This window comes from Pontiella sp. (assembly GCF_041622395.1).
GTDB lineage: Bacteria > Verrucomicrobiota > Kiritimatiellia > Kiritimatiellales > Pontiellaceae > Pontiella.
Genome location: NZ_JBFJYW010000124.1, coordinates 1 through 10324, shown reverse-complemented (window position 1 = coordinate 10324; position 10324 = coordinate 1). Strand labels below are relative to the sequence as shown.

Annotated in this window: 8 protein-coding genes; all 8 read left to right on the top strand. The window is 62.3% G+C overall.

The features are described 5' to 3' along the window. The coding region (locus ABYO54_RS08715) for a sodium:solute symporter family transporter (RefSeq protein WP_407992463.1) at window positions 1-538 on the top strand (538 nt) is incomplete at its 5' end. An 11-nt stretch (window positions 539-549) separates the two neighbouring features. Then, entirely contained in the window at window positions 550-1452 is a 903-nt protein-coding gene (locus ABYO54_RS08710; RefSeq protein ID WP_372807863.1) for a carbohydrate kinase, read from the top strand. Next, the gene (locus ABYO54_RS08705; RefSeq protein ID WP_372807862.1) at window positions 1449-2261 is read left to right on the top strand and encodes a sialate O-acetylesterase; all 813 of its coding nucleotides are present in this window, start codon (window positions 1449-1451) and stop codon (window positions 2259-2261) included. The genes ABYO54_RS08710 and ABYO54_RS08705 overlap by 4 nt, the downstream gene beginning before the upstream one ends. Window positions 2262-2382: 121 nt before the next feature. Then, entirely contained in the window at window positions 2383-4662 is a 2280-nt protein-coding gene (locus ABYO54_RS08700) for a glycosyl hydrolase family 95 catalytic domain-containing protein (RefSeq protein WP_372807861.1), read from the top strand. A 76-nt stretch (window positions 4663-4738) separates the two neighbouring features. Then, window positions 4739-5566 carry a sialate O-acetylesterase gene (locus ABYO54_RS08695; RefSeq protein WP_372807860.1) on the top strand — a complete coding sequence of 276 codons (828 nt, stop codon included), beginning with the start codon at window positions 4739-4741 and terminating at the stop codon, window positions 5564-5566. Further along, on the top strand, window positions 5563-7827 hold the full coding sequence (locus ABYO54_RS08690) for a glycoside hydrolase family 3 N-terminal domain-containing protein (RefSeq protein WP_372807859.1): 2265 nt from the start codon (window positions 5563-5565) through the stop codon (window positions 7825-7827). Before ABYO54_RS08695 ends, ABYO54_RS08690 begins: the two co-directional genes overlap by 4 nt. Window positions 7828-7878: 51 nt before the next feature. After that, complete coding sequence (locus ABYO54_RS08685; RefSeq protein ID WP_372807858.1) at window positions 7879-9129, top strand: NAD(P)/FAD-dependent oxidoreductase; 1251 nt, start codon at window positions 7879-7881, stop codon at window positions 9127-9129. 24 nt (window positions 9130-9153) lie between these two features. After that, on the top strand, window positions 9154-10104 hold the full coding sequence (locus ABYO54_RS08680) for a proline racemase family protein (RefSeq protein ID WP_372807857.1): 951 nt from the start codon (window positions 9154-9156) through the stop codon (window positions 10102-10104). The last annotated feature ends 220 nt before the right edge of the window (window positions 10105-10324 follow it).

The window sequence follows — 10324 nt, the reverse complement described above, 5'->3', positions numbered from 1 at the left end:
CCGGCCCAACACCCCCGACCGCCAGTTGGTCACGATCGGCCGCATCACGGCGGGCGTCGTGGTCGTGCTGGCGATGCTCTGGTCGACGCAGGGCGGCAAGTTCGGCAGCATCTTCGAGGCGATCAACAAAATCCCGATGGCCTTCGCGCCGGGCATTACCGCCATCTTCCTGTGGGGCATCTTCTGGAAGCGCGGCAACAACCAGGGCGCACTGGCCGCCATGATCTTCAACGTCGTTGTCGGCCTGATCTATCTCGCCATCGACATTCCGCTGATCGGCGAAAAGCAGTTGATCGCCAAGGAACTGGGCATTCCGTTCATGCAGGTGGGCTGGTATCTGTTCATCCTCTCGAGCATCGTCTACTTCGTGGTGAGCCTCTGCACGCCGGCGCCCGCCCCCGAAAAGGTGGAAGGCCTCTGCTGGACGCGGCCGCTCGACGCGCTGCGCGGCAAGATGGAAGGCACCCTCACCGACCCGCGCGTCATGGCTGGCATCCTGTTCGCGATCATGGTCGTGCTCTACATCATTCTTCACTAAAGGAAGCGGTAATGAAAAAACCATTCGTTGTGGCCGGCATCGGCGAGCTTTTGTGGGATGTCTTCCCCGAAGGCAAGCGGCTGGGCGGCGCCCCCGTAAACTTCAGCTACCACTGCGACCAGCTCGGCGCCGACGGCTATCCGGTCAGCGCCGTCGGCGCGGACCAACTCGGCGCGGAAATCCGCGAGGTGCTCCGGGAAATCGGGGTCGACGACCGCTACATTGCGGTCAACGCGCACCCCACGGGGACGGTGCAGGTGACGCTGGAAAACGGCAAGCCGACCTATGAAATCTGCGAGAACGTCGCGTGGGACCATATTCCCTTTACGGGGAAAACCGAGGAGCTCGCGCAGCGAGCCGACGCCGTGTGTTTCGGTTCGCTCGCCCAGCGCAGCTTCGCCTCGCGCGCCGCCATCCATGGTTTCTTGGACTGGATGAAACCCGACGCACTGAAAATTTTCGACGTCAACCTGCGGCAAACCTACTTTTCGCAGGCGTCCGTCATGGCCTCGCTGGAACTCTGCAATATTCTCAAACTCAGCGACGAGGAACTGCCCGTGCTGGCGGAGATGTTCGGCATCGAGGGCTCGGTCGAGGAGCGGCTCGAAAGCCTGCGCGAGCGGTTCGGCATCCGGCTGATCGCCTACACGCGCGGCCCTGACGGCAGCCTGCTTCTCGCCGGCGATGAAGCGGACGACCATCCGGGCTGCCCCGGCAAAGCCATCAACAGCGTCGGTGCGGGCGACTCCTTTACGGCGGCGCTCTGCATGGGGTTGCTGAACGGCCGGTCGCTGGCGGACATCAATGAGCACGCCAACCGGGTGGGCACCTTCGTTTGCACGCAGGACAGTGCCACGCCCGTCCTTCCCCGCGAACTGGTGGCCGCCGCCACTGCACCCTGTCTGGTCCGATGAATTTAAAACCCCTCGCCCTTCCCTTCGTGATATTGACGGCCGTCGCCCTGTGCGCCTGCCGAACCACCCCGCACGCGCCCGCGGTCAAAGTGTTTATCCTGGGGGGGCAATCGAACATGGACGGCTGCGGCAAGGCCGATGAGGTGCCGGAGGCCTACCGGGTTCCCCCGGCGAACGCGAAGACGTGGGACAACGCGCTTAAAACGTGGGTGCCGTTGGGTACCGATTCGTTCGCCGCAAAACGCCGCTTCCAGTTCGGCCCGGAACTCGCCTTCACCCACGAGATGGCAAACGCCTTCCCCAACGCGACCATCGCGATCGTCAAAACCTCGGCCGGCGGCACCAAGCTGTGGAAGCATTGGCTCCCCGGAGAGCCGATGAACACGCGGTTTTTTGCCAACGTGGAAAACGCGCTCGGGCAGCTCCGCGAAAGCGGAACCGGCTACGAAATCTGCGGCCTGCTCTGGATGCAGGGCGAATCGGATGCGGAGGAACTCGAAAAGGCGCAGGCCTACGAAGAAAACCTCGAAACGTTTTTCGCGGACGTGCGCGCCCGCACCGGCCAGCCGGCGCTTCCCATCGTGATGGGCCGCATCTCGTCGAGCCTGCTGAAAGAGACGCCGTGGTGTTTCGACCACGCAAAAACCGTGCAGCAGGCGCAGGAAACAGTTGCCGCGCAGGACCCACATGTGTTCATCATCGGCACCGACCATCTTGAAACACTCAAAGACAACACCCACTTCAACGGCCCGTCCCAGATTTGGCTCGGCACCGAAATGGGCAAAACGATGTTAAAGGAAATCAACTAAAACCACTTCACGACAGAGATCCGACAAAATGATTTCGGACAAAATAATTAGTTCCTCCACCATGAGCAGCAATTATTTTGTCGAACACTCGTCTGTCACCGGGAATGAAAGGTAAGCAGCCATGAATAGAAACAAATCATTCAAGCAGGTAGGGGCGATGCTCGCCATCACCACATTGACTGCGGGAGCGGCGGCGCCCCTCACCCTCTGGTACGACCGCCCCGCGGAATCGTGGATGAAAGAGGCGTTGCCGATCGGCAACGGCCCGATGGGCGCGATGCTCTTCGGCGGCACCGAGATCGAACGCATCCAGTTCAACGAGATCAGCCTTTGGAGCGGCGTCCGGGAAACCCAGCCGGAACATATCGGGAAAGAGGGCGACGGGCGCATGGGCGCGCATCAGGCCTTCGGCGACATCTTCATCCGTCTCGGCCACGACCCGGCCAAAGTCACCCACTACCGCCGCGCGCTTGATCTGGAACGTGCCGTCCACACCGTCGAATACGACTACGAGGGCGTCCACTACACCCAAACCGCCTTCGCCAACCACCCGGCCAACGTCATCGTCTTCCAGCTGAAGGCCGACCAGCCCGGCGCCCTCAACGGACGCGTCTGGCTGACCGATATGCACGACGCCGATATTGCGCTGAAGGAAACCCGCTTCATCGCCACGGGCGATATGGGCAACGGCTTCGAATACGAGGCGCAGCTGCAGGTGCTCAATCAGGGCGGCGAACTGAAACGCGGAAAACCGGAAAACCCCGGCATCGTCCCGATGCCGCCGCTGGGCCTGGAATTCAAAAAGAGCGACGGCATTACGTTGATCCTCAGCGCAGGAACCAACTTCGAACAGGACCACGCCAAGGACTGGATCGGCGAACATCCCCACGCCCGCGTAACGAAAACCGTCGATGCCGCCGCCGCGAAAAGCACTGCGGCGCTCTTGGCCGAACACCTGAACGACTATCAGGCCATCTTCGGCCGTTTCGCGGTCAACCTCGGCGAAACCGCCCCGGCCCTGCGCGCCAAAACCACGGAAGAACGGCTGGCCGCCTACCGCGACGACCAAACCTCCGACCCGGAACTCGAAGCGCTGTTCTGCCAGTTCGGGCGCTATCTGTTGATCGGCTGCTCGCGTCCCGGCGCGCTGCCCGCCAACCTGCAGGGCGTTTGGAACCACAGCAATCAGCCGGCCTGGGCGGGCGACTACCACTCCAACATCAACGTCGAAATGAACTATTGGCCCGTCGAAACCGCGAACATCGCGGAGTGCCACATCCCGTTCATCGAATATGTCGACAGCATCCGCGAGGTCAGCGCGAAGATCACCCGGATCCAGTATGGCGACGTGCGCGGCTGGACGATCCGCACCATGAACAATGCCTGCGGCGTGGGCTATTGGAAATGGAACGGCCCCGGCAGCGCGTGGTATGCGCAGCATTTGTGGGAGCACTATGCCTTCGGCCGCGACCCGGAATATCTCCGCACCGTCGCCTACCCGATCATGAAGGAGGTCTGCCTTTTCTGGGAAGACCACCTCAAGCGCCGCCCCGACGGTACGCTGGTTACGCCCGACGGCTGGTCGCCGGAGCAATATAAATACGAGCCGGAAGAAGGCGTCACCTACGACCAGGAAATCATCTTCGACCTCTTCAACAACACCGTCGAAGCGGCCGATGCGCTGGGCGACGATCAAGCGTTCCGCGACAAAATCGCCGGGATGCGCGACGCCCTGCTGAAGCCGGCGATCGGACGTTGGGGCCAGCTGAAGGAATGGGAAATCGACAAGGATGACCCGGAAGACAAGCATCGCCACGTTTCGCACCTGTTCGCCCTCTATCCCGGCCGCCAGATCAGCATGGCGCTCACGCCGGAGCTGGCCGAGGCCTGCCGCGTTTCGCTCAACGCCCGCGGCGACGCCAGCACCGGCTGGAGCCGCGCGTGGAAGATCAATTTCTGGGCGCGTCTGGGCGACGGCGACCGGGCGCACAAGGTGATGCGCGGCCTGATCAACCTCGTCGGCGAAACGCGCACCATCTACGGCAACAGCGGCGGCGGCGTCTACGCCAACCTGTTCTGCTCGCACCCGCCCTTCCAGATCGACGGCAACCTCGGCGGCACCGCTGGCTTCTGCGAAATGCTGGTGCAGAGCCACGCGCAGGAAATCCAACTGCTGCCCGCCCTGCCCGCCGATTGGTCTACGGGCTCGCTCAAGGGCCTGCGCGCCCGCGGCAACTTCGAAGTCGACATGGCGTGGAAAGACGGCCGGCTCGTCGCGGCCACGATCCGCTCGAAATCGGGGCTCCCCTGCAAGGTCGTCTACGGCGACAAGGTGTGGACCTCCAACACCCAGGCCGGAGCCGAATACCGGCTGGATCAAAACCTGAAGCTCGTTCAGTAGTTTTTTAGGCAGGGTAACAGGATTTAGCGGACACCCCGTTCATCCTGTTATCCTGTCCAACAACAACACGGTGCTCATGAAATCCATTCTCTGCATTATACCGGTGATGGCCGTCTGTACGGTCATGGGAGCGCCCGCGAAGCCGGATGTGCTGTTCCTGCTCGGCGGACAATCCAACATGAAGGGCAACGGCTTTACCCCGGATCTTCCGAAGACCGAGGCGTTCGCCGCCTTTCGTTCCGCGCCGGGAAACGTCTCCATCTGGAACGATAAACGGAAGAGGTGGGAGCCGCTGGAAATCAAACAGCGCTTCGGCCCGGAGATCGGTTTCGCCTACACGCTTGCCCAAGCACAACCCGACCGCCATATCGGCATCATCAAGCATGCCGTCGGCGGCACCTCGATGGATCGCTGGGCAACGGATGGCGAGCTGTATGGACAACTGCTCGGGGCCTACCGAAACGCCCAAGCCACCGTCCCCGACGCCACGCTTGCGGCCATGCTTTGGCATCAGGGCGAACGGGATTCGGGGACCGAGGCCGACGCGAAAGCCTATAAGGGAAAAATGGTGAAGCACATCGCCGCGATCCGCCGGGATACCAACGAGCCCAACCTCCTCTTTATGCTCGGCCAGATCAATCCCGCCAAAAGCTTCATGGGACGCCCGCGCTTCGCCTATGCGGAAATCGTGCGCGAGGCGCAGGCCAACCTCGGCGTCGAGAACACGGTGATGGTCCCGACCGATGATCTGGAAAAGAACGCCTATATCCGCGGGGCCGCCGCGACAGCGGCAAAAGACCAGGTTCCGGGCCAGGAAGACAACCTCCACTACAGTGCCAAAGGCCAGATTGAGCTGGGCATCCGCTTTGCAAAAACCTATCTAAAAACAAAGGAAGTGAAATGAAAAAACATAGAACCGTACTGCTGGCGCTGACCGTGCTTCTGGTCCCCGGTCTTTCCCGCGCCGTCGAGCCCTACAAGAATGCATCCCTGACCGTGGACGAGCGCGTCGCCGACCTGCTCGCGCGGATGACGCTGGAGGAAAAGGTGCTCCAGATGCGGATGTTCCACGCCAACCGCGGCATCCGGCTCAACAAAGACGACCAAATGGAATTGAAGGGCGATACCGCCGAACGGCTGACCAACGGCATGGGCGGCATCAAGAACCCGGGCGAAGCCCTGACGCCGCTGCGTGCGGCCAAGCTCAACAACCAGTTGCAGAAGCACATCATCGAAAACAGCCGACTCGGCATTCCAACGCTGTTCGTGACCGAATCGTACAACGGCGTCGATGCCCATGGCTGCACCGTCTTCGGCCGTCCGATCAACCTCGCGGCGTCCTGGAACCGGGAACTGGTCCGTGCGGTGTGGGACGTGATCGGCCGCGAAGCGCGCCTGCGCGGCATGCACATGTGCCATTCGCCGGAGGCCGACATCATTCGCGATCCGCGCTTCGGCCGCATGAGCGAGGCGCTCGGCGAAGACACCTACCTGACCACCCAGATGATTCTCGCGTCGGTGCTGGGCGTGCAGGGCGGCTATGGCGGGGCGGAAAAAGACCGCAACACGACGCACATCGGCGCGGTGGTCAAGCATTTCGCGGGCTACGGCCAGGTGCAAGGCGGCACCAACTTCGCCGCCATCGACATTTCGCCGCGCGTGTTGATCGACGAGATCTTCCCGCCGTTCAAGGCGGCCGTTCGGGGCGCGCATGCGCTCGGCATCATGGCCTCGCACGGCGACATCAACGGCGTGGCCAGCCACGCCAACCGCTGGCTGCTCACCGAAGTGCTGCGCAACCAGTGGGGCTTCAAGGGCTATGTGGTCTCCGACGCCAACGACGTTGCCCGCCTCCACTTCTTCATGAAGGTGGCCGAAACGCCGGAAGCCGCCGCCGAACTCGGCCTGAAGGCGGGAGTCGACCTCGATCTCTACAGCGACGACGCCTATGTCTACCTCCCCGACATGGTAAAGAAAGACCCGAGCCTGATGGAATACATCGACCGCTCGGCGGGCTATATCCTGCGCGTGAAATTCATCCTGGGCCTCTTCGACCAACCCTACAACCCGCTGGACGAAGTGGTGGAGGTTCGTTCCGACGCCTCGCTGGCGCTGGCCCGCACCTTCGACGAGGAGTCGATCATCCTGCTGAAGAACCAGGACAACCGGCTTCCGCTAGACAAAACCTCCGGCAAAAAGATCGCCCTGCTCGGCCCGTTGTTGGCCGACGACACGCAGGCCGCGTTTGAAAAGATCGCCGGCCCGGGCGTCCGCTTCGTTTCCGACAAGGGCTTCAGACTCACCGACGACAACCGCCAGCGGCCGACGCTCAACACCGATACCGAGGCCGGAGTGCAAAAACTGGTGGATATCGCGAAAGACGCCGACCTGACCGTGCTGTTCGTCGGCGGCGACTTCTTCACCTCCAAGGAAGCCTTCTTCGGCTGGGCGCTGGGCGACCGCGACAGCCTCGACCCGGTCGGCCAGCAGGATGATCTGGTGAAACGGATCAAGGCGCTGGGCAAGCCCGTGGTCGTGGTGCTCAAGCACCGCCGCACCCTTTCGATCAACGTGATTGCGGAACAGGCCGACGCGATCGTCGATTGCTGGGACCTGAGCGAATTCGGGGAAGAGTCGATTGCCAAGGTGCTCTTCGGCGATGTCTGCCCGTCGGGCAAGTTGCCGGTCACCGTGCCGCGCACCATTGGGCAGCTGCCGTTCCACTACAGCCAGAAGGAGATCAACTATAAGAAGGGCTACCTCTTCACCGAGCCCGGCCCGCTCTACCCCTTCGGCCACGGACTCAGCTACACCACCTTCTCCTACGACAACCTCAAGATTTCCAGCCCGACGATGGAACGCGACGGCCAGGTGGTCGTCAGCGTCGACGTCACCAACACCGGCAAACGCGCGGGCAAGGAAGTGGTGCAGCTGTACGTGAAGGATGAGATCGGCCAGGTGATGCGCCCGAACAAGGAGCTCAAGGGCTTCGAGAAGATCGAGCTCCAGCCGGGCGAAACCAAGAATGTCGCGTTCACCATCACCCCCGACATGCTGGTCTTCACCGGACTCGAAATGGAACCCGTGCTCGAAGCCGGTGCCTATACGGTTCTGGTGGGCCCCTCTTCCGAAGCCAAGAAGTCGGTCGCCTTCCGCCTGAACTAGCGCCCGGCCGGGCGCTTTCAATCCAGGCCGAACCCCGAACGAGATGATCCCATGAGCGATAAAAGCCAAGTCGTTGTTGTCGGAGCAGGAGTGATCGGTCTGGCATGCGCCTACTATCTGGAACGGGCCGGCTACACCGTAACCGTGATTGATCAGGAGACGGCGGGGGGCGCCTGCTCGCAGTCGAACTGCGGCTACATCTGCCCCTGCCATGTCCTTCCCTTGAACGAGCCCGGGGCCATCGGGACCAGCCTCAAATCGATGCTGCGCCCCAACGGCCCGTTCAAGATCAAGCCACGAATGGATCCGGCGCTGTGGCATTGGCTGTTCCAGTTTGCCATCCGATGCCGGCACCGCTACATGCTGGAAGCCGGACGGGCCCTCCAGACCATCCTTGAAGCGTCGATGGCCGAATACAACACGCTGATGGAGCGAGAACACTTCGACTGCGAATGGCGCAAGCAGGGCCTGCTCTACGTGCTGCGCACCGCGCAGGGGTTCGACGCCCAAAGCCGGACCGACGATCTGTTGGCGCGCGAGTTCGGCATCCGGGCCAAACGCATGAACGGCGCCGAGCTGCATGCCATGGATCCCGGCTACCGAAACGACCTCGCGGGCGCATTCCTCTATCAAGAGGATGCCTCGCTGAATCCCGCTCGCTTCACCGCCGCGCTGCGGGGCTTTCTGGAAGCGCGGGGAGTAACCCTCGTTGAACACTGTGGCCTGAAAGCGATCCGCAAGCAGGCCGGCAAGGTCACCGCCCTGGTCACCGGCCAAGGCGAGCTCGCGGCCGCCCAGGTGGTCCTGGCCACGGGGGCGCTCTCGCCGCACTGGCAGGAGGCCTTGGAGCTGAAACTGCCGATCCAGCCGGGCAAAGGCTATTCGATTACGACGGACCAGCTCAACGGTCCAACCTACCCCGCCCTGCTTCCGGAACACCGCGTCGGCCTTTCGCCGCTGCAAAACGGGCTCCGGGTGGGGTCGATGATGGAGTTCACCGGCTACGATTCCAGCATCCCGCAGCGGCGCCTGGAGCTGCTCAGAAGCAGTGCCAACGAATATCTCGCGCAACCGCTCGCGACGACCGACGGAGAACCCTGGTATGGTTGGCGCCCGATGACCTACGATTCGCTCCCCATCATCGGGCCGACCCCGCACTTGTCCAATGCGTTCGTGGCGACCGGTCACGGCATGTTGGGCATGTCGCTGGCGCCGATCACGGGCCGGTTGATTGCCGAACTGGTCGGCGGCGGCAAACCGCACATCGATCCGTCCCCCTATCGGGCGGACCGGTTCCGATAGCGCTGGAAACAGAAGGAGCAGGCCATGCAAAATCCCGTAACGTTTGTCGACTCGCATACCGAAGGCGAACCCACCCGCGTGATTATCGAGGGCGGCCCCGACCTTGGAAACGGATCGCTCCGGGAACGGCGGGATCTTTTTGCCGCTTCTTTCGATTCGTTTCGCCGGATGTGCATCCTGGAGCCCCACGGGTCGGACGACCTGGTCGGCGCCTTGTTGTGCAAACCGGTCGACCCCGGTTGCGCGGCCGGGGTGATTTTTTTCAACAACGAGGGGGTTCTGGGCATGTGCGGCCACGGGACGATCGGCTTGGCGGTCACCCTCGCCCATCTGGGGCGTATCGGAACCGGCCAACACCGGATCGAAACGCCCGTCGGCCTGGTGGGCGTAGAGTTGATCTCCCCCACCGAGGCCAGCATTGAAAACGTCGCAAGCTACCGCTACCGCAAAGGCGTTGCGGTGGAACGGCCCGATCGAGATCCCATTCGCGGCGACGTTGCCTGGGGCGGAAACTGGTTTTTTCTCGCCGAGCAAGGCCCGATCGCCCTTGAGCTCCACCGGGTCGAGGAGCTGCTGGTCGAGGCGCGAATCGTAAAGGAGGCGCTGCGCAAGGCGGGCATTACCGGCAAGGACGGCGCCGAGATCGATCACATCGAATTCTTCGGCCGGCCGGGCTTGCCCGGGGCGAACAGCCGGAATTTCGTGTATTGCCCGGGCGGCGCCTACGACCGGTCGCCGTGCGGCACCGGCGTTAGCGCGAAACTGGCCTGCCTTGCCGAGGATGGCCGCTTGCAGGAAGGCGAAATCTGGATTCAGGAAAGCATCATCGGCAGCCACTTCGAAGCGAGCTACCGCCGGGACGGGGACGGCCGGATCATTCCGAAGATCAAGGGGCGCGCCTATATCTGTTCCGAGGGGCGCCTGATCTTCCATCCGGACGATCCCTTCCGGAACGGAATCGCGAAACACCCCTGACGCAACGGGATGGCCTTCTCCGGATTTGCCAGTAGCCCCGGCTCGCTCACGGCCCCATTCGTACACAAGGACGCAGGAATAGTACAAGAGGATTACAAATCCATGCATTAGGTTCAAAATATCCTATTTAGGAATATTGAGGATGCGTAAGTACGGAGAGCGGAGAGTGCTGTTGGAACAACAAACGAAAGGGAAAACATCATGAAGCGAAAAGTAATGG